The sequence below is a fragment of the Streptomyces hypolithicus genome (genome assembly GCF_052934925.1).
Genome location: NZ_CM128811.1, coordinates 1,058,141 through 1,077,003 on the forward strand (window position 1 = coordinate 1,058,141; position 18,863 = coordinate 1,077,003).

An 18,863-nucleotide genomic window follows, 5' to 3' on the forward strand; every position below is an offset into this window, starting at 1 on the left:
GGCCGTCAGACCGCCCCCGCGCCCGTCAGCGCACGTACCTCGGTCTCCGCGTGCTTGGCCCCGTCCGGGGGCTCGGGCGACAGCGCCGTGCCGACCCAGCCCGCGAGGAAGCCCAGCGGGATCGAGACCAGGCCGGGGTTCTGCAGCGGGAAGAGCTGGAAATCGACGCTCGGGAGCAGCGCTTCGGGGCTGCCGGAGACGACGGGTGAGAGCAGCACGAGCAGCACGGCCGGGACGAGGCCGCCGTACACGGACCAGACCGCGCCGCGGGTGGTGAAGTTGCGCCAGAACAGCGAGTAGAGCAACACCGGCAGATTGGCGGAGGCTGCGACCGCGAAGGCCAGGCCGACCAGGAAGGCGACGTTCAGGTCGCGCGCGAGCAGTCCGAGTGCGATGGCCACGGCCCCGATACCGGCCGCCGCCACCCGGGCCACAGCGACCTCGCTGCGCTGCTTGGCGTGGCGGCGCCTGAGCGAGGCGTACAGGTCGTGGGCGACGGACGCCGACGAAGCCAGCGTGATGCCCGCCACCACCGCGAGGATGGTCGCGAAGGCGATGGCCGCGACGACGGCGAAGAGAACCGTTCCGCCGGCGGAGCCGGCGCCGCCCCCGAGATCGAGCGCGAGCAGCGGAACGGCCGTGTTCCCCGCGGCGCTCGACGCCCGCACCTCGGCCGTTCCGACGACGGCCGCAGCGCCGAAGCCGAGGACGATCGTCATCAGGTAGAAGCTGCCGATCAGCCCGATGGACCAGACGACCGAACGGCGGGCGGCCCGCGCGGTCGGCACCGTGTAGAAGCGGGACAGGATGTGCGGCAGGCCCGCGGTGCCGAGGACGAGCGCGAGACCGAGGCTGATGAAGTCGAAGCGGGCGATCCAGTCGCCCCCGTATCTGAGTCCGGGCGAAAGGAAGTCCAGTCCGTGGCCGCTGCGCTCCGCGGCCTTGAGCAACAGCTGGTTGAAGTCGCCGTGGAAGCGCACGAGTACGAGCACGGTGAGCGCGACCGTGCCGGCCATGAGCAGCACTGCCTTGACGATCTGGATCCAGGTGGTGGCCCGCATCCCTCCCAGCGACACGTAGATCACCATCAGCGCGCCGACGCCGATGACCGTCCAGGTGCGCGCGGCCTCGCTGCTCCCGCCCAGCAGCAGCGCGACCAGGCTGCCCGCCCCGACCATCTGCGCCACCAGATAGAGAACGGACACGGTGACCGAAGAAGTTCCCGCGGCGATACGGACCGGCCGTTCGCTCATCCGGGCGGCGACGACATCGGCGAGGGTGAAGCGCCCGCAGTTGCGCACCAGTTCGGCGACGAGCAGCAGGACGACGAGCCATGCGACGAGGAAGCCGACGGAGTACAGCATGCCGTCGTAGCCGAAGAGTGCGATCAGCCCCGAGATACCGAGGAAGGAGGCCGCGGACATGTAGTCGCCGGCGATGGCGAAACCGTTCTCCATGGGCGAGAAGAGGCGTCCGCCCGCGTAGAACTCCTCTGCGGAGCCGTGCCGTTTGCGGCTCACCCACGTGGTGATCGCCAGCGTGGTCACGACGAACACGCTGAACAGCACGAGCGCCAGTGTCTGGTGCTGCGTGGTCATGGTCTCGCCGGTCATCTGTTGATCCCCCGCGTCAGTTCCTGGGTGTCCCAGCGCAGGTCGAGCGCCGCGCGATCCCTGCGCAGCCGCGCATGGCGGGCGTACGCCCAGGTCAGCAGGAAGGTGGTGAGGAACTGTCCGAGCCCGGCCAGCATCGCGACGTTCACCGCGCCCACGACGGGACGGGCCATCAGGCCGTGCGCGGTGGTCGCCGCGACGACGTAGACGACGTACCAGGCGAAGAAGGCGAGGGTCGCGGGGACGACGAATCGCCGGTAGCGGCTGCGCACTTCCTGGAAGGCGGCGCTGCGCTGCACCTCCAGGTAGATCTCGGCGGCGCTGCGACCGGGCTCGGGGCCTCCGGGCGCGGGCGGCGTGAGGGGCGCGGGGGCGCCCGTGCCGTCCAGCTCGCCCCACCCGGAAGCGAGCGCGTCGTACCAGGGATCGTCGAACCGCACCGCTGCGGCCTCACGCCCTTCGTGCTTCTCCACCGAACAACTCTCCTTGTCCGCGAACGAATTGTTCGCGTACCCAAGGATGGACAGAGTGGGAAGATCCCGGACTCTTCAATCCCGTCTCTTCACCCCATCAGGTGACGGATCTGGGAACGGGAGCCCGGGAGCCGGCGAGAGACTGCAAACTCGGGCGCCCGAAAGTTCGGTAGCCGAAAGCTCAGGCGTCGATGCGCGAGCGGTCCAACGTCGCCGCCGAGCTGGTGATGAACTCCTTGCGGGGCGCGACCTCGTTGCCCATCAGGAGATCGAAGACCTGCTCGGAGGATTCCAGGTCTCCGATGTTGATCCGGCGCAGCGTGCGATGACGCGGGTCCATCGTCGTCTCCGCGAGCTGGTCGGCGTCCATCTCACCGAGGCCCTTGTAGCGCTGGATGGAGTCCTTGAAGCGGACGTTCTTGCGCTGGAACTCCAGAAGCGTCTGCCGCAGCTCGCTGTCCGAGTAGGTGTAGACGTACTTGTCCTGGCCCTTCTTCGGCTGGATCAGCTCGATCCGGTGCAGCGGCGGTACGGCGGCGAAGACGCGTCCAGCCTCCACCATCGGCCGCATGTAACGCTGGAACAGCGTCAGCAGCAGGCAGCGGATGTGCGCCCCGTCGACATCGGCGTCGACGAGCAGCACGATCTTTCCGTAACGAGCGGCGTCGAGGTCGAAGGTCCGCCCCGATCCCGCCCCTATGACCTGGATGATGGCGCCGCACTCGACGTTCTTGAGCATGTCGGAGACCGACGACTTCTGAACGTTGAGGATCTTGCCCCGGATGGGCAGCAGGGCCTGGAACTCGGAGTTCCGGGCGAGCTTGGCCGTACCGAGAGCGGAGTCTCCCTCGACGATGAAGAGCTCACTGCGCTCCACGTCGTCGCTGCGGCAGTCGGCGAGCTTGGCCGGCAGCGACGACGACTCCAGTGCGGTCTTACGACGCTGCGCGTCCTTGTGTTGGCGGGCTGCGATGCGGGTGCGCGCGGCCGCGACGATCTTCTCCATGACCGAGCGCGCCTGCTGCTTGGCGTCGCGCTTCGTGGAGGTCAGGAAGGTCTTGAGCTCCTTGGCGACCACATTGGCGACGATGCGCGCGGCGGCAGACGTGCCGAGGACTTCCTTCGTCTGGCCCTCGAACTGCGGCTCCGCAAGCCGGACCGTGACGACCGCTGTCAGACCCTCCATGGCATCGTCCTTGACGACGTCGTCCTCGGCGACGCGCAGCAGCTTGGCCGAGCGCAGGGCTTCGTTGACGGTCTTGGTGACGGATCGCTCGAAGCCGCTGATGTGGGTGCCGCCCTTGGGGGTGGCGATGATGTTGACGAAGGACCGGACGGTGGTGTCGTACCCCGTGCCCCAGCGCAGGGCGATGTCCACGCCCAGTTCACGGGTGACCTCGGTGGCCGTCATGTGGCCGCGGTCGTCGAGGACGGGCACGGTCTCCTTGAAGGTGCCCTGACCGGTCAGCCGCAGCACGTCGCAGACCCCCTTGTCCTGCGCCAGGTACTCGCAGAATTCGCTGATGCCGCCGTCGAAGCGGAAGGTCTCCTCCGTCTTGCCCTCGCCGCCCAGGGCGCGCTCGTCGCGGACGACGAGGGTCAGGCCGGGCACGAGGAAGGCCGTCTGGCGGGCGCGCTGGTACAGCGTCTCCAGGTTGAGCTTGGCTTCCTTGAGGAAGATCTGCGGGTCGGCCCAGTAGCGGACCCGGGTGCCGGTACGTGCCTTGGGTACGCGCTTGCCCTTGATCAGGCCGTTGGCCGGGTCGAAGGGAGCGTCGGGGCCCGCTTCCGTGAACATGCCGGGGACGCCCCGGCGGAAGCTGATGGCGTGCGTGGCGCTGTTGCGGTCGACCTCGACGTCCAGCCGGGCCGAGAGCGCGTTGACGACCGAGGCGCCGACGCCGTGCAGACCGCCGGAGGCGGCGTACGAGCCGCCGCCGAACTTGCCGCCTGCGTGCAGCTTGGTCATGACGACCTCGACGCCGGACAGCCCGGTCTTGGGCTCGACATCGACCGGGATGCCGCGGCCGTTGTCCCTGACCTCCACGGAGCCGTCCTCGTGGAGGATGACCTCGATGTGGTCGCAGTAACCGCCCAGGGCCTCGTCGACGGAATTGTCGATGATCTCCCAGAGGCAGTGCATGAGGCCGCGGCTGTCGGTGGACCCGATGTACATGCCGGGTCGCTTACGGACAGCTTCGAGCCCCTCGAGTACGAGCAGGTGCCGCGCTGTGTAGTTGGAGCCGTCACGGTCTGCACCCGTCAGAAGCGCAGTGGAAGGCACGGACGTCTCGGCGGTCACGCAGTTCGCTCCTCGCTGAATTTCATTTGTGTCCCGGTGGGGAAACGGGACCGGCGTCGGTCGCCGCTCAGAGGGTACCGAGGCCTGGTAGAGCCGATGTAACGCCACCCTCACGCAAACTCATGCTAGTCCAGAGTCGTATGCACGTTCGATCCCTCGAAGGGGTGACAGACACATCACGTTCCCTTCCGCGCATGAACCATTTAGGCTCCGGGCACGTCCTCCTCAACAACCGGCAGCCAGCCGGGAGGGCAAACCCCCAATAATCGACGCGAAACCGTAGAGCGACGCAATACGGCTCCTTCGCCGCTAACCGGCAACAGACAGCCACCTCGGAAGAATTTTCAAGGAAAAGCCGCGAGCGGGAACGTTTTCGGCCTGGTTGGATGTTGACCCTGGTACGACAGCTCGTCGAGCTAGAGAAGAGGCGACGTGACTACTGTTCTGACCCCCGCGAGCCCGCTGACGGCCGCTGACCGATGCGACCGTTGCGGCGCCCAGGCCTACCTGCGTGTCGTCCTGGCCAGCGGCGGCGAACTGCTCTTCTGCGCCCACCACGGTCGCAAGTTCGAGCCGGAACTCAAGAAGATCGCCGCTGAAATACAGGACGAGACAGACCGGCTGACCCCCGTTCCCCCGTCCCCGGACGACGAGGAACGCTGACACCTCGCGACCCACGACGAGCCAAGGGCCGGTTATCAACCGGTCGACGGGCGGTCTATCCCGGCACCCCGGGGTAGACCGCCCGTTCTCGTACGCTGTCAGCGTAATCAGCGGTCGGCGGCCCCAAGAACCAGAGCTGCCGAGATCCGCGCGTACACGCCCGGATTCTCTGCCTGCCCGCAGCCGGTCCCCCAGGAGACCAGCCCGATCAGCCGCCCGTCGGCCACCAGCGGCCCCCCGCTGTCCCCCTGGCAGGCGTCATGGCCCCCAGCGGGATCCCCGGCGCACAGCATCGTGTCGGCGCTGTACGTCCCGTTCACGCCCCCTGGGTAGGCCCGCTCACAGGCGCTGTCCGGCAGTACCTCGACCGGCGCCGCCCTAAGGTCCGTGGCGTAGGTCCCGGTCCCGGTCGTATCGCCCCAGCCGTAGACGTACGCGGCGGTGCCCGCCGCGTACGCGGCGTCACCGGGCTGGGCCGCCATGATGACGTGATCCGCAGGCAACGGCATCGCCAGGGTCAGCTCGGCGAAGTCCCCCGAATTGGTCAGGGTGTCGTATGCGGGGTTGATCCGTGCGGCGCTCACCGCGATCTCCCGGCCTCCGGAGCCCAGCAGCTCGCTGCGGCCCGAGATGACCTCCAGGTCGCGCACCCGGCTGTGCGGTGCGCCCAGTACTTCCCGGCTCAGGCAGTGGGCAGCTGTCAGCACCTTGTCCGGCGCCACCACCACTCCCCCGCAGAACTGCCCCGCCCGCTTACCCCCGAACCGGTCACGGCTGGACAGTGCCACCACCCAGGGAGTCTCCGACGCCTGCACCGGGCGTCCTCCGATGACCACACTGTCCGCGAGGGCCTGCCCACCCCCGGTCGGCGGCACCACAAGGGCCGCAGATGTCAGGGCGAGCATCCCCGTCAGTGATCTGGCAAAAGAGCGACGCATACGGCCTCCTGACTCAGTGCTGCACATGACACCCCCAGAGTCGGCCGGACCCGCGCGGGCCGCACCCGCACAACGCCGAGGGCCCGGAGCCTCCCAGGGAGACTCCGGGCCCTCGGACCGGACGGCGGACGGCGGATCCGTCCCACCCGGCGTGCTAGTCGAGGTAGTCGCGCAGGACCTGCGAGCGCGACGGGTGGCGCAGCTTCGACATCGTCTTCGACTCGATCTGGCGGATGCGCTCACGCGTCACGCCGTAGACCTTGCCGATCTCGTCCAGCGTCTTCGGCTGACCGTCGGTGAGACCGAAGCGCATGGAGACGACGCCCGCCTCCCGCTCGGAGAGGGTGTCGAGCACCGAGTGCAGCTGCTCCTGCAAGAGCGTGAAGGAGACCGCGTCGGCCGGCACGACCGCCTCGGAGTCCTCGATGAGATCACCGAACTCGCTGTCGCCGTCCTCACCGAGCGGGGTGTGCAGCGAGATGGGCTCGCGGCCGTACTTCTGGACCTCGACGACCTTCTCCGGGGTCATGTCGAGTTCCTTGGCCAGCTCCTCCGGGGTGGGCTCGCGGCCCAGGTCCTGGAGCATCTGGCGCTGCACGCGGGCCAGCTTGTTGATGACCTCGACCATGTGCACCGGGATACGGATGGTGCGGGCCTGGTCGGCCATCGCGCGGGTGATCGCCTGCCTGATCCACCAGGTGGCGTACGTCGAGAACTTGTAGCCCTTGGTGTAGTCGAACTTCTCGACCGCGCGGATCAGGCCGAGGTTGCCCTCCTGGATCAGGTCCAGGAAGAGCATGCCGCGGCCCGTGTAGCGCTTGGCGAGCGAGACCACCAGGCGCAGGTTCGCCTCGAGCAGGTGGTTCTTCGCGCGGCGGCCGTCCTCGGAGATGATCTCCAGCTCGCGCTTGAGCTTCGGCGCGAGCTTGTCGCTGTTGGCCAGTTTGTCCTCGGCGAAGAGACCCGCCTCGATGCGCTTGGCGAGCTCGACCTCCTGCTCGGCGTTGAGCAGCGGCACCTTGCCGATCTGCTTCAGGTAGTCCTTGACCGGGTCCGCGGTGGCACCGGCGACGGCGACCTGTTGCGCGGGGGCGTCGTCCTCGTCGTCGTCGGAGAGGACGAAGCCCTTGTTCTCTCCGCCTTCTTCTTCCTCGCCGCCGGCCTTGACCGAGGTCTCCTCGGTGGGCTCCTCGCCCTCCGGGGCCTCGTCGCCGTCCTTCTTGGCCGCGGTCTTCTTCGCGGTCGTCTTCTTGGCCGCGGCCTTCTTCGCCGCGGCCTTCTTCGCCGTGGCCTTCTTGGCCGTGGTCTTCTTCGCCGGCTCCGGCTTCTTCGCGGGCTCGGGGGCGGCGACGGCGTCGGTCGTGGCGTCCACGGAGTCCGGTGCGGCGGCTGCGGCCGCGACAGTCTTGGCAGGGGCCTGGCCTGCCGCGACGGACGTGGTCGCGGTGCGCTTGGCCGGGCTCTTCGCTGCGACGCTCTTGCGGGGGCGCTTGGGCGACTCCGCGGCAGTGACCATCAGCGTCACACCCTCTTCCTCGAGGATCTGGTTGAGGCTGCGCAGAACGTTCTTCCACTGGGCTGCCGGAATCTGGTCGGCCAAGAACGCCTGACGCACATCGTTGCCCGCGATCTGCCCATCAGCCTTTCCCCGCTCGATAAGCGCCATCACAGACTCGGACTCGGCGATCTCCGACGGGAGCGTACGGGATGTGCTGGCCGACACGAACAACCTCTCGGAACGATGGAAACGGCTTCCGGCCTCGCCCTGAGTACGGGCCACGACCGACGACATCGGCTGGGGATGTACCGACGGCGCAGGTTGAACCTCGGACTGATTACAGCGCCGGGCTCGGCGACTGTATTCCCTCTTCGGCTGTCACCTCTTAGGTCATCGCACAGTTCCGTGGAGTGTTACGCCCAATCTCCGTGGCCCGAGTCACACGATGTGCCCACCAGGCACCGCGCCTGCCCCCGGCCTGCTGGCCGCGGACGGCTGTTCACAGCCGTGTCGCCGGCCCCTTGGGGGCCGGCGACACGAATTCATCCGAGCATTTGGGCGGCACATCGCACACCGCCGTGGTCCGCGGTCAGTGCTCGCGGGGCGCCGGCACCACACGCTCCACTTCCGGGTGCACGATGAGCAGTTGACGCATGGCCCTCTCGGCGGCCATGGCGTCACCCGCCGCGAGCGCGTCGACGGTGCGGGAGTGGTGGACCAGCGCGGCCTCGGTGAGGTGGTCGCAGCCCGTGACAGGGCCGCCGGACACCTGAAGGGCGGCGGAGACGACCCCGGAGAGGTGTTCGAGCATGCGGTTGCCTGCGAGCTGGATGAGCAGGGAGTGGAATTCGGCGTCCGCTCGCGAGAAGGTCAGGGAGTCGCCCTGAGTGAGGGCGTGGCCCATGATCTCGACCATGTCGCTGAGGCGCTGCTGCAGATCTTCGCGTCCGTGCCCGGCCGCGAGACGGGCGGCGAGCGGCTCGATCATCCAGCGCAGTTCGCCCAGTTCGCGCCGCTGGTCGTCGCGCTGCGGACCGAAGGCCCGCCATTCGATGATGTCGGGATCCAGCAGGTTCCAGTCACTGACGGGACGGACCCGCGTCCCGACGTTGGGACGGGCACTGACCAGGCCCTTCGCTTCGAGGACGCGCAGTGATTCGCGTACGACGGTGCGGGAGACCTCGAAGCGCTGGCCGATCTCCTCGGGGACCAGCGGCCGGTCGGCGCCCAGGTCGCCGGAGACGATCATCTGGCCGAGCTGCTGGACGAGTTGGCCGTGCAGCCCCCGGCCACGGCTGCCCGCCGAGCGACGGCCCATCCGGCCCAGATCCGTATCGGCGCCGTCCCAGGCGGGCACGCCGACACGATCGGCGCCGGGCGCCTCTGCGTAGGGGTAGCGGTCGAGCTCACCCGGCCCGGCGAGGCCGGAGTCGGCGGGGCGGGCGGCGGTCATCATGGTGTGCGCAAGGGTACTCACGGATCCTTTGTCGGCGTGACTCAGGCGCCCCTTGAGGTCTTTGGTGAAAAGCACACGAAAGGGTGATCGCCGCTCACTCCCCAATTGACGACTTATCGGAAATAGAGGGGCGTACTCAGGGGAGTTGCGAACTGATGGGCGACCTTCGCTCACACGTCGGTCACCAACGCGCCCTGCGGCGAAGGCCAGTGAACAGATACGCGCACAGCAGGGCAGCAAGTGACAACGCCAGCGCCGTGCCGACCGGCTGCGCCACGACCCTCATCACCGCCACCGCCAACCGGTCGATCTCGTCGGGCCACTGCAGCCAGGCCACGTCGCGCAGGCGGCTCGGGAGTCCGACGATCGAACGCGCGGACGGTCTCACCACCATCTGCTGGACGACCGGGGCCACCAGAACCGGAACCGCGAGCACCGCGGCCACGCCGGGCGCCGTGGCTCGGAACACCCCGGCGCCGAGGAGCCCGGCCCAGGCGCAACCGACCGAGAGCCCGGACCAACTGGCGGCCATGGAGACCCATTTGTCCGGCACCTGCAACAAGTCGTGGCCGTACAGGAGGCGCAGGGCCTCAGCGTCGGCCAGTACGGCCGCCAACGCCAGGAGCAGCGCGGCGGCCGCGGAGACGGCCAGCTTGGCAAGCAGCAGGCCGACGCGGCGGGGAACCGTTCCGCGGGCTGCCGCCAGAGCGGGATACCGGAACTCGTCGCCGAACGCGAGCGCACCGAGCACTCCGGCCCCGAACGCGGCGGGCGGCAGGGGGAGGATGTCCGGCCACGCGGCGAGCAGGCTCGGCAAGGGGGTGCTGCCTGTGCGGGCGAGCACCACGGAGATCACCACGGAGGCGACGAGGGCGGCGGCGGCGACGGTGGCGGTCGTCCTCGTACCTAGAAGGCGGCGCAGTTCGTAGCGCAGCGGACGCAGGGGGCTGCGGACCGGGCGGAGGGGCAGCCGGGGCAGGGGCTGCTGCCCGGCCGGTGGGGCGGCGGGCGCGGTCGGCCGTTCCCGGACGGCGGTGGGACCCGTGTCGCCGATCTCGTCGGCGAGGCGGTGGACCGGGATGCCGTGCCGGAAGGCGGTCTCGCCGATCTGCGCGCAGTCGCTGCCGTACACGGAGAGGTGGCTGCCGTCCTCGGCCACTACCTCGAGGGAGCGCCGGGCAGCGCGAGCCTCGCGGGTGACGACGGCCCCGAGGCGGGCAGCGTGCGGTGTTCTCACGGCGACGCGGGGGCGGAGCCTGGTCCTGGCGAAGTCGGCGGCGTCCTGGTCGGCGACGATCCGGCCCTGAACGAGGGTGATGACCCGGTCGGCCGCGCGGGCGGCCTCCTTGGCGTCACTGGTGGTGTAGAGCACGGTGCCGCCCTGGGCGGCGTGGCCGCGCAGCAGCCCGAAGAGCCAGCCGTTCTCGCGCGGCGTCAGCCCCTTGGCCGGTTCGTCGAGGAGCAGTGTGTGCGGGTCGCCCAACAGGGCCGACGCGAGGCCGAGTCGGCGGTCCATGCCGAGGGAGAGCACGCTCAGACGCTGGTCCCCGAGTCCGGCCAGGCCGACGAGTTCGAGCATGGCGCCCGCACGGACGACGGGCACACCGGCCGCGGCGCAGAGCATCCGGAGCTGGCCGAGGGCCGTGCGCGCTGGATGGCCGGGCACATCACCGAGCAGCGCCCCGACCTCGCGGGCCGGGTGTGCGATCCGGTGCAGGGGGCGGCCTCGAAAGTACGTGACACCGCGCCCGGGTTCGAGTTCGAGCATCAGCCTGAGTGCCGCGGACTTGCCGGAACCGGCGGCGCCGAGCAGGGCCGTGACGTGTCCCGGCCTGGCCTCGAAGGTCAGATCGTCGACGGCGGGCGGGAGTTGTCGGCGGGGGGCGCTGGTGAGTCCGATGGCCTGGAGCATCGCTTCTCTCGCGGAAGGTGAGACCGCTCGGCGGCAGGGCGTACCGCAGCAAGATAGCGCGACATATCGGACTTTCGGCGCATCGAGGGACTGCCGGGTGTCAGACCTCGGGGCGGAGCATCGGCGGGTTGAGCAGCGTCGCCCCGCCGGCCCGGAACAACTGGGCGGGCCGGCCGCCCTGTCTGGTCGTGGTTCCGCCGGATGGGACGAGGAAGCCCGGCGTGCCCGTCACCTTGCGATGGAAGTTCCTGGGATCGAGAACGACGCCCCAGACGGCCTCGTAGACCCTGCGGAGCTCACCGACCGTGAATTCCGCAGGACAGAAGGCGGTGGCGAGAGACGAATACTCGATCTTGGAGCGTGCGCGCTCCACGCCGTCGGCGAGAATCCGGGCGTGATCGAAGGCGAGCTGCGCCGGGTGCTCGTCCTCGCGGGCGTAACCACCCTCCTCCTGGCCGAGCAGGGCTTCCACCGGCGACCAGCGCGCGCTGTGCGCGTCCCCGCCTGCGCGGGGCGCCGGCAGGTCGGGAGCGAGCACCAGATGGGCGACGCTCACCACCCGCATACGGGGATCACGCTTGGGGGCTCCGTAGGTGGCAAGCTGTTCGAGATGCGCTCCGTTTACTGTCGAGGGCGCGGTGGGGTCGTGCGCGCAGAGCCCGGTCTCCTCCGACAGCTCGCGCGCCGCCGCCGCCCCCAGGTCCTCCTCCGGCCGCACAAAGCCGCCAGGCAGCGCCCACCTTCCCTGGTACGGCTGCTCGCCGCGGCGCACCACCAGGGCGCAGAGTGCGTGCCGTCGCACGGTGAGCACGACCAGATCCACGGTGACGGCGAAGGGGGGAAAGGCCGATGGGTCGTAGGGCGACATGCCGCGATCATAGTCGTCTCCTTGACGATAAACAGTCCCTCCCACGGGGAAACCGCTGCCCGCCGCACCGTTGTCGCGCCCCTCGAACCGCTCGTGGACGTCCATGGTTCAGCCGCCCAACTGGAGCCGGGCGGCGGCTTCCTCGACCATGCCGAGGCCCAGCCTGCTGATCCGTACGGCGAAGGGCTCCCCGGCCACACGCAGTCCGCGGAGCTGGACCTCGCCGAGCGGGGCGCCGCGCACCGGGAAGAGCGCCACGGTGCCCGCCGGGGCGTCGGGGCGGACGCCCGCCAGAGCGGTGAGCAGATGGATCCCGGCTGCGGCGGCCACCGCGGCGGGTCTGCACGCGGACGGGTGCGGTACCGGAGCACTGCCGGCCGTACGCTGCTCGCCGGCGTACATCTCGGGCAACCGGTACCCGAACGACTGCGCGGCATCGAGGACGCCGCGCAGCAGGCTGGTCGCCTCCCGCTCGTACCCAGCATCGAAGAGTCCCGAGACGGCGACGGCCGTCTCGTGGACACGCACCGCGCCACCGCGGTGGCCGAACGAGTTGTGGCCGGGCTCTTTGGTGCCGAGGCTCCTGAGCCCCCAGCCGGAGTCCATCGCGGGGCCGCCCAGGAGTCTGGCCACCTGCTCGGTCTGCGCCTTGTCCAGCAGGCCAGGTGCCAGCCGGCCGGCGCCCAGGAAGCCGGTGTCCAGGAGGTGCGCTACCGCGCCGCCCAGGTGCGGCACGCGCCGCCCGGCGGCGGTTGCGGCTGCGGCAGGCCGACCGCCGGCGCGGTCGTCGACCCAGAAGTCGTCCCGGAAGGTACGGCGCGCCGCGGCCGCCCACTCCCGCCAGCCCTGGGCCCCCGGCCTGCCGCACTCCGCCAGGAGGTCGGCGCCGAGCACCGCCGCAGGGTGCGCGTGGGCCTGGGTCTCGCTGCGACGGAGACGGGAGGGGCCCTGTTCCGGCAGAGAGCAGTCGGCGTCCGCTGCCGCACTCAGCCAGCGCAGGCATCCTTCCGCCGCAGGCAGCAGCTCCTCCAGGTCCCTGTCCGCGAGGCCCCAGCGCCGCGCCTCGGCCAGCACCACGGGAAAGGCCAGCGTCGCCTCCACCCCTGTGCAGCTGGGCGGGAGGTGCGGTCCCGCGTCCCTCAGCGGGCCCGGACTGGCCGGTGTACGCACCACGCCCACGAAGCGGTCACGCCCGGCCGAGACCAGCCGTCCCTGTACCGCGACGGGTTCCCGCCCCGCCACCCGCAGGTGGCAGCGGGAGAGCAGCCGGCGGCCGGAGCGGTAGAAGCCCTCGAGCCCGTCACTAATCAGCTGCCCCTGCGCTGCCGAGAGTGCGAGCCCGGGCAGGTCCACGGCGACCAGGAGGGCATGTGCGGCAGGCAACTCAGCCGGGCCCGCGCCCCTTCCCACCAAGGTTTTCTCCGTGAGGCAACGGACGGGGCGGTGACGGCGACAGTCATACGGTGCCTCCTGTGCGCTCGTGCCGACGGCACCGGTCGGGGCGGCGCGCGGCGTTGGCGGTACCGCCACTCGTGTGAACGCGCACGCGGGCGCCCTGGTCACGGCTGTCACTGGCCGCTCCTTTCACCGTGACTGCTGCGACCGCTCTGACCCGCCTGACCGCCGCGTCGCCGTGTGCGGGTGCGCGTGCGGGCGGCCGCGCCGGGCCGAGCCCCGGCGGGCGGGGAAACGTGCCGGGCGGCCTGCGTCCGCGACGCCGAGCTCGTGGCGGACCGCCTGCCGACGGGGCGCGAAGGGTGGGTCCGCTTGCGTTGCGCGCGCTCCTGCCGCAGACAGCGCCGCAAGGCTTCCGGGTCGATGCCCTCGTTGCACGCCTGATGGAGGAGCTGCGCGAAGGTGTACTCCGGGTCGATCCGCAGGGCAAGGCCGAGAGCGACCCTGGCGGCCGGTTCGTCCCCGGTCGACCACGCGACCCAGCCGGCGAGGGTGAGCGGGGCGGCGGCGTGGGTGTCGTACGCTCCGGCGCACCGGCGGGCCAGCGCCCGCCACAGCCGCAGAGCCGGCTCGGCGTCGGCGCCCTCCATCCACTCGGCGGCGCGGTCCCTGGTCTCCCGGTCCTGAAGCCCGAGGATGACTGCCGCCGCCTCGTCAGAGTTGATGAGCCGGTCGTCGGCCGCGTCCGCGTCGGGAGCGCTCGCCGTTGCCGGACGGCACTCGCCAAGACGCCGGATCAGCGTCCGCGCGAGGCCGAGCGTCTCGGCCCCGACCTGCTCACGCTCTGCCCCGGCGAGAATCCTCGGCACGAGCGCCAGGCCCGCCGCGTCCAGTGCCCGTACCTGCTCCTCGTCGACCGGATCCCGGTGGGGTGACAGCCGCTCCTCCATCTGCCGCAGGGATCCGCGCACCTGGATACCGGCGTAGGCGGCGGCCGCCGCCATGACGGAGGTGCCGGGCAGCGCCAGCGCGTTGCCGTCGGGCGGGCAGCAGCGGTCGTCCGGACAGCAGTAACTCCAGTACCGGCCGTCGGAGATGCACAGCGCTTCCACCACAGGGACGTCAAGCGCGCCGCACGCGGTACGCAACCTCTGTGCGAAGGGGCGCAGCCGCTCCATCACCTGCCTGCCCGACTCTCCGTCCGCCGGGTCCTGGCAGAGGAAGACGACGATGCCCTCGGGGCGGGGGCCGCGGCGCTCACTACCGGTCACCAGGCACTCGGCGAGCTGGTCGGAGACCGGCGCCCATTCCCTCGGCGAGCCCGGGATGCCGAGCCTGAGGCGCCCGCCGAACCGGCCCCGGCGGCCGTGCAGCGCGACCATCACCACACTGTCGTTCGGGTGGAAGCCCATGAGGTACGGGAGGGCGTCTGCAAGTTCCGCGGGACCACGCAGGGTGATCTGGTCGCCGGAGGAAGGGCCTGTGGGTTCGTGGTGCTTGTTCATGGCTCGACGGTCCCGCATACACCGCCTGGTCCGCCAACCCTGTGGATAAAGTTATCCACAGGGTTGGGGTCGCATTCGCACAAAGGCTGGCGCCTGCTACGCAAGCTCCGCTGCAGCACCAACCGCATCACCGACATCGTCAAGGCCGTAGTGGCCCTTCACCACGCCTCAACGTGAGGTTGGAAAAGGCTCGATGAATCCATCCTTGCTGTTGACGAGCGGCTGCTTCCAGAGCTGTGGCGATGGTTGTGAAGGTATCGCCGACGTTCAGCGCTCGGTCGCAAGCCTCCGCGAAACTCACCGAGGGCGGTCGCTTGTCCGTCTCGACCTTGCTGACGTGACCTCGGTCGAAGTGCACCCGCGAGGCCAGCTGCGCGAGCGACAGCCCCAGCTGCTGACGGCGAGCCCGGAGCAACTGCCCGAACGTCGCTGGAGCGCCAACAGCTGGTCTGCGGTCGGTACCCTCGCGGGAAGGCTGGGTTGCGTTCGAGGCATGCGCTGGTTCTCGTATCACTGTCAATCCCCTCGAACGTAGAGATGTTCTAAGCGGCCAGCCCCGGACCGGAGTTGGCTCGATGGTCGTGTTCGTAGTCGACCGGGCTTCGGAACCCACCACGCTGTGCAGTCGGTGCGTGGTGTAGAACCTGGTGAGCCAGGTCGCGATCTTCAAGCGGGCCGGTGCGGGCAGCGAAGTTGTGCCGGTGGACGTACTCGACCTTGAGCACACTGTGAACGCCTCGCTGACAGCGTCGTCAAAGTACGACCCGACACGGCCCATGAACTGGGTCACGCCCAGGCGCCGACAGGTGTGGCGCAAGCGCCGGCAGGTAGTACTTGGGACAGCTGAGCACGCCCGATGGCTTGGTCCCCACCGCCTCCTACGGCGCGGTGTCGAGCCGACCGGTCCCGGCTTGGTCAGGCCGCGCACATGTTCATCGAACCGGGGTGCCGCCGCTCCGAGTTCCGCGACGACGTCGGGGAGCGCGATGCTCCGCGCCTCGCCCGAGTTGAGCGCGATCAGGGCGTCGGGTACCCCTTCCTCCGCGTCCGTTCCGAGCAGCGCCGCGAGGTCGGGGAAGGCGGGCCGGGCTGCCGGGGGTCCCACGAGGCGAGGACCCGGGTGCAGGCGCGGCGTTCCTCCATGGCGGTCGCCTCGCGCAGCCGACGCCGGACGCCCTGGAGCCGTTCGGCCTCCCCGACGCCGAACGGGACGAAGAGGCCGCAGCCCTTCGTCCCGCGTCGTCTGCCTGGAGCGCGGCCGGCCTAGTGTGCCGTCGCCACCGGTTCCTGGTCGGTGGAGTACATCCGGCGAATACGAGGACGGTCCGCCTTACCCACGGGAGTGTGCGGTATCGCGTCCACGACTTGGACCCTCGCCGCCACGCCCCACGCCTTCATGGCCGCGCGTATGCCCTCCCGGACCGCATCCGGATCCGCGCCGGACGACGGCACTGCGAGAACGAGGATGTCGGACCCGGCACCCGCGACAACCACGACCTCGTCCACCGGGTGGGCTCCCGCCAGTTGCTCCTCGACCACGGGGGCGAAGAGCGGGCGGCCGTCCACGGGGATGGCGTCCCCGGTACGCCCGACGACCCGGTACTCACCGTCGGGCCCGAGTTCCGCCACGTCGCCCGTCCGGTACCACCCGTCCCGGAACGCCCGGGCGGTCGCCTCGGAGTCATCGTGGTACCCCACGCTCGTGGCGGAGGACCGGGCGACGATCTCGCCCTGCTGAGGATGCGCGGCGTCGAGGGGGTCCAGCCGCACCTCCACTCCGGGAAGCGGCCGCATGCCCCGGGCTTCCTGAGGGGCGTCGTCGAGGTTGCCGAAGACGATCCCGAACTCCGTGGAGCCGTAGATCCGCCGGATGCGGATTCCGAGCACCTCTGCCGCCCGGCGTACCGTCGCGCCGCTCAGATAGGCCCCGCCGCACAGCGGCAGGCGCAGGGAGGGAAGCCGTACCCCGCCCCGCGTCTCGGACACCGCGACCAGCTGCTCGTAATGACGCGGGAGCGCGCTGAAGACCGTCACCCCGTGCCCCGCGAGCGTGTCGAGCACGGTCTCGGGCGTGGCGGACTCCACCAGGATCAGCTCGGCACCGGAGAGCAGTGCCGGGAAGAGGTGGACGTCGGTCCCGTGAGCCACGTCCAGCGGGTGCATGCAGCACACCCGGTCCTGGGCGGAGAGACCGGTCCACCGGATCCACTTGCGCCGGTCCGTCAGCAGGTCGTCCTGCCGCCAGCTCACCAGCCGAGGGGTGCCGGTCGAGCCGGACGTCTCCAGCAGGCGGAACACGCCGGGATGCGGCGCCCTGTCGCCGCGCGCGGAGCCGTCCGCCAGTGTGCCCAGCCGTACCACCCGGGGCAGCCTGCCGACGGCCGGACCGGCGCCCTCCGTCACCAGGAAGCCCGCCCGGGTGCGGTCGAGCAGCCACTGGATCCTCGGGCCGTCGGCCTGCCGGCTGATCGGCAGGTGGACGGCCCCAAGCCGGCACAGGGCCAGGATGGTGACGACGTAGCCGATGCCGTTGTCCAGCCAGGTGGCCACCGTGTCGCCCGGGCGTACCCCGGCCTCTTCGAGCCCGGCCGCTGTGCGCTCGGCGTGGTCGGCGAGTTCGCCGTACGTCAGGACGTCGCCGCCCGTCGTACGGACCGCCGTCCCGTCCGGTCGGGCGCCGGCCTGGCGCAGGAACGCTTCGTAGATCATCCGGCAGCCCCTTCGGACAGCGTCAGCTGGCCACGGAACAGGACCCTGGTGCCGCCCGCGCTGATCGCCGTACGGCCGTGCAGTGTCCGCTGGTTGTCGATGCTCGCGCAGCCGCTCGGCGACCTCGTCGTCGTTGGCGTACTTGCGCTCCAGGACGGGTATGCCGTGCTGCTCGGCGAGGTGGACGACGGAGTCGTTCCAGATGGTCTCGTAGGCGTGGTTGCTCGTCGGGTGCGTGATGACGAGCGGGACCTCGTGTTCTGACGCCAGCAGCGCCTCGAGGACGGTGTGACCCCAGGTCTGGTAGCCCATGAAGACGACGCGCATGATGTGCTGCCTTTCCGGTTGAGGGGTTACGGACGCGTGAGCGGAAGGGACCATACGTAGGCGAAGCCGGCGCCCGCCTTGTGGTCGAAGGCGTCGCCCGCCTCGTACGTGGCCAGCGCGGCGCTGTAGCGGGAGAACGGCGAGCGGCGGCTGACGACCGTGCAGGAGCCCTTGTAGAGCTCCATGGTGATCTCGCCCGTCACCTGCGGCTGGAGGCTGGCGATGAAGCCGTCGAATGCGCGGCGCAGGTCGGAGAACCAGTAGCCGTAGTAGGCGAGTTCGGCGTAGCGGGCGGCGATGGCCTGCTTGTGGTGGAGCGTCTCGCGGTCCAGGACGATCGCTTCGAGCTCCTCATGCGCGCTCATCAGCACGGAAGCGGCGGGCGCCTCGTAGATACCGCGGGTCTTGAACCCGACGATGCGGCTCTCGACGATGTCGATCCGCCCGACGCCGTGCGCGGCGGCGATCGTGTTCAGGCGGCCGGCCAGCTCGGTCAGCTCCAGCTTCTCGCCGTCGAGGGAGACCGGCGTACCGGCCTCGAAACCGATGGTGACCAGCTGTGCCTGGTTCGGCGCCGACTTGGGGTCGGCAGTCAGCTGCCAGGCGTGGGCCGGCGGCGCCTGCTCGATGTCGTCCAGCTCACCGCATTCGATACTCGTGCCCCAGATGTTGGTGTCGATGCTGTACGGGTTCTCCTTGCTGACCGACACCTCGATTCCGTGTTCACGCGCATAGGCGATCTCCGACTCGCGGGTGGTGAGCTCCCAGTCGATGACCGGGGCGAGCACCTTCAGCTTCGGGTCGAGCGCGGTCACGCTCGTGTGGAAGCGGACCTGGTCGTTCCCCTTGCCGGTCGCGCCGTGGGCGACCGCGTCCGCGCCCTCGGCGTGCGCGATCTCGACCATGCGCTGGGCGATCAGCGGGCGGGAGAGGGGAGCGGCCACCAGGTACTTGTTCTCGTAGCGGGCGTGCGCCTGCAGGGCGGGCAGGGCGAAGTCCCGGAGGAACCGGTCGGACAGCGGCTCGACGTAGACCTTGGAGGCGCCGGTGCGCAGCGCGCGTTCCTTGACGGTTTCCAGGGATTCGATCTGGCCGATGTCCGCGCAGAAGGCGATGATCTCGGCGTCGTAGCGCTCCTTGAGCCAGTGCAGGGCCACGGAGGTGTCGAGGCCGCCGGAGTAGGCGAGCACAATCTTCATGGGTT

The 18,863-nt window shown here is 70.1% G+C and carries 13 protein-coding genes and 3 pseudogenes; 2 read left to right on the forward strand and 14 right to left on the reverse strand.

What is annotated here, in order from left to right; genetic code table 11:
- Window positions 1-5 precede the first annotated feature (5 nt).
- The 3 genes from ACU6WZ_RS04890 to ACU6WZ_RS04900 all read right to left on the reverse strand — a co-directional run bounded on the left by ACU6WZ_RS04890 (window position 6) and on the right by ACU6WZ_RS04900 (window position 4,388).
- Window positions 6-1,598: a monocarboxylic acid transporter gene (locus ACU6WZ_RS04890; protein WP_447033863.1), complete on the reverse strand. Its 1,593-nt coding sequence runs from the start codon at window positions 1,596-1,598 to the stop codon at window positions 6-8.
- Between the two features lie 11 nt (window positions 1,599-1,609).
- Window positions 1,610-2,086, reverse strand: coding sequence for a DUF485 domain-containing protein (locus ACU6WZ_RS04895; protein WP_447031882.1), 477 nt, complete (start codon window positions 2,084-2,086; stop codon window positions 1,610-1,612).
- 181 nt (window positions 2,087-2,267) lie between these two features.
- The gene (locus tag ACU6WZ_RS04900; protein ID WP_447031883.1) at window positions 2,268-4,388 is read right to left on the reverse strand and encodes a DNA gyrase/topoisomerase IV subunit B; all 2,121 of its coding nucleotides are present in this window, start codon (window positions 4,386-4,388) and stop codon (window positions 2,268-2,270) included.
- 432 nt (window positions 4,389-4,820) lie between these two features.
- Here ACU6WZ_RS04900 and ACU6WZ_RS04905 point away from each other — a divergent pair, with 432 nt between their 5' ends.
- Complete coding sequence (locus ACU6WZ_RS04905; RefSeq protein ID WP_447031884.1) at window positions 4,821-5,051, forward strand: DUF7455 domain-containing protein; 231 nt, start codon at window positions 4,821-4,823, stop codon at window positions 5,049-5,051.
- 107 nt (window positions 5,052-5,158) lie between these two features.
- Here the strand turns inward: ACU6WZ_RS04905 and ACU6WZ_RS04910 are convergent, their stop codons facing one another.
- The 8 genes and pseudogenes from ACU6WZ_RS04910 to ACU6WZ_RS04945 all read right to left on the reverse strand — a co-directional run bounded on the left by ACU6WZ_RS04910 (window position 5,159) and on the right by ACU6WZ_RS04945 (window position 14,623).
- Window positions 5,159-5,989: a S1 family serine peptidase gene (locus ACU6WZ_RS04910; protein WP_447031885.1), complete on the reverse strand. Its 831-nt coding sequence runs from the start codon at window positions 5,987-5,989 to the stop codon at window positions 5,159-5,161.
- 154 nt (window positions 5,990-6,143) lie between these two features.
- A complete protein-coding gene (locus ACU6WZ_RS04915; protein WP_447031886.1) occupies window positions 6,144-7,712 on the reverse strand; it encodes an RNA polymerase sigma factor in 1,569 nt (522 codons plus the stop codon).
- Window positions 7,713-8,076: 364 nt separating this feature from the next.
- The gene (locus ACU6WZ_RS04920; protein ID WP_447031887.1) at window positions 8,077-8,964 is read right to left on the reverse strand and encodes a FadR/GntR family transcriptional regulator; all 888 of its coding nucleotides are present in this window, start codon (window positions 8,962-8,964) and stop codon (window positions 8,077-8,079) included.
- A 160-nt stretch (window positions 8,965-9,124) separates the two neighbouring features.
- Complete coding sequence (locus ACU6WZ_RS04925) at window positions 9,125-10,855, reverse strand: ATP-binding cassette domain-containing protein (RefSeq protein WP_447031888.1); 1,731 nt, start codon at window positions 10,853-10,855, stop codon at window positions 9,125-9,127.
- Window positions 10,856-10,955: 100 nt separating this feature from the next.
- Window positions 10,956-11,723 (reverse strand): NUDIX hydrolase, encoded by a 768-nt coding sequence (locus ACU6WZ_RS04930; RefSeq protein WP_447031889.1) that lies wholly within the window; start codon window positions 11,721-11,723, stop codon window positions 10,956-10,958.
- Between the two features lie 108 nt (window positions 11,724-11,831).
- Window positions 11,832-12,875: pseudogene (locus ACU6WZ_RS04935) on the reverse strand (glucosidase family protein); the annotation flags it as partial.
- Between the two features lie 81 nt (window positions 12,876-12,956).
- A pseudogene (locus tag ACU6WZ_RS04940) lies at window positions 12,957-13,295 on the reverse strand (glycogen debranching N-terminal domain-containing protein); the annotation flags it as partial.
- Window positions 13,292-14,623 carry a DUF4192 domain-containing protein gene (locus ACU6WZ_RS04945; protein WP_447031890.1) on the reverse strand — a complete coding sequence of 444 codons (1,332 nt, stop codon included), beginning with the start codon at window positions 14,621-14,623 and terminating at the stop codon, window positions 13,292-13,294. The gene ACU6WZ_RS04945 and the pseudogene ACU6WZ_RS04940, both read right to left, overlap by 4 nt.
- Window positions 14,624-14,704: 81 nt before the next feature.
- Between ACU6WZ_RS04945 and ACU6WZ_RS04950 the strand changes: the two are divergent.
- Window positions 14,705-14,800, forward strand: a pseudogene (locus tag ACU6WZ_RS04950) (IS5/IS1182 family transposase); the annotation flags it as partial.
- Here ACU6WZ_RS04950 and ACU6WZ_RS04955 read toward each other — a convergent pair.
- The 3 genes from ACU6WZ_RS04955 to ACU6WZ_RS04965 form a co-directional block, all read right to left on the reverse strand.
- Window positions 14,763-15,401 (reverse strand): helix-turn-helix domain-containing protein, encoded by a 639-nt coding sequence (locus ACU6WZ_RS04955; RefSeq protein ID WP_447033865.1) that lies wholly within the window; start codon window positions 15,399-15,401, stop codon window positions 14,763-14,765. The pseudogene ACU6WZ_RS04950 and the gene ACU6WZ_RS04955 sit on opposite strands and share 38 nt — an antisense overlap.
- A 485-nt stretch (window positions 15,402-15,886) precedes the next feature.
- A complete protein-coding gene (locus tag ACU6WZ_RS04960) occupies window positions 15,887-17,659 on the reverse strand; it encodes a class I adenylate-forming enzyme family protein (protein ID WP_447031891.1) in 1,773 nt (590 codons plus the stop codon).
- Between the two features lie 26 nt (window positions 17,660-17,685).
- The gene (locus tag ACU6WZ_RS04965) at window positions 17,686-18,858 is read right to left on the reverse strand and encodes an argininosuccinate synthase (protein ID WP_447031892.1); all 1,173 of its coding nucleotides are present in this window, start codon (window positions 18,856-18,858) and stop codon (window positions 17,686-17,688) included.
- Window positions 18,859-18,863: the final 5 nt, after the last annotated feature.

What these genes read in the sequence shown, in the direction of transcription:
- ACU6WZ_RS04965 (WP_447031892.1), bottom strand. Translation starts at nt 18,858, where the DNA reads ATGAAGATTGTGCTCGCCTACTCCGGCGGCCTCGACACCTCCGTGGCC.
- ACU6WZ_RS04955 (WP_447033865.1), bottom strand. Translation starts at nt 15,401, where the DNA reads ATGGGCCGTGTCGGGTCGTACTTTGACGACGCTGTCAGCGAGGCGTTC.
- ACU6WZ_RS04890 (WP_447033863.1), bottom strand. Translation starts at nt 1,598, where the DNA reads ATGACCACGCAGCACCAGACACTGGCGCTCGTGCTGTTCAGCGTGTTC.
- ACU6WZ_RS04925 (WP_447031888.1), bottom strand. Translation starts at nt 10,855, where the DNA reads ATGCTCCAGGCCATCGGACTCACCAGCGCCCCCCGCCGACAACTCCCG.
- ACU6WZ_RS04930 (WP_447031889.1), bottom strand. Translation starts at nt 11,723, where the DNA reads ATGTCGCCCTACGACCCATCGGCCTTTCCCCCCTTCGCCGTCACCGTG.
- ACU6WZ_RS04910 (WP_447031885.1), bottom strand. Translation starts at nt 5,989, where the DNA reads ATGCGTCGCTCTTTTGCCAGATCACTGACGGGGATGCTCGCCCTGACA.
- ACU6WZ_RS04960 (WP_447031891.1), bottom strand. Translation starts at nt 17,659, where the DNA reads ATGCGCGTCGTCTTCATGGGCTACCAGACCTGGGGTCACACCGTCCTC.
- ACU6WZ_RS04945 (WP_447031890.1), bottom strand. Translation starts at nt 14,623, where the DNA reads ATGAACAAGCACCACGAACCCACAGGCCCTTCCTCCGGCGACCAGATC.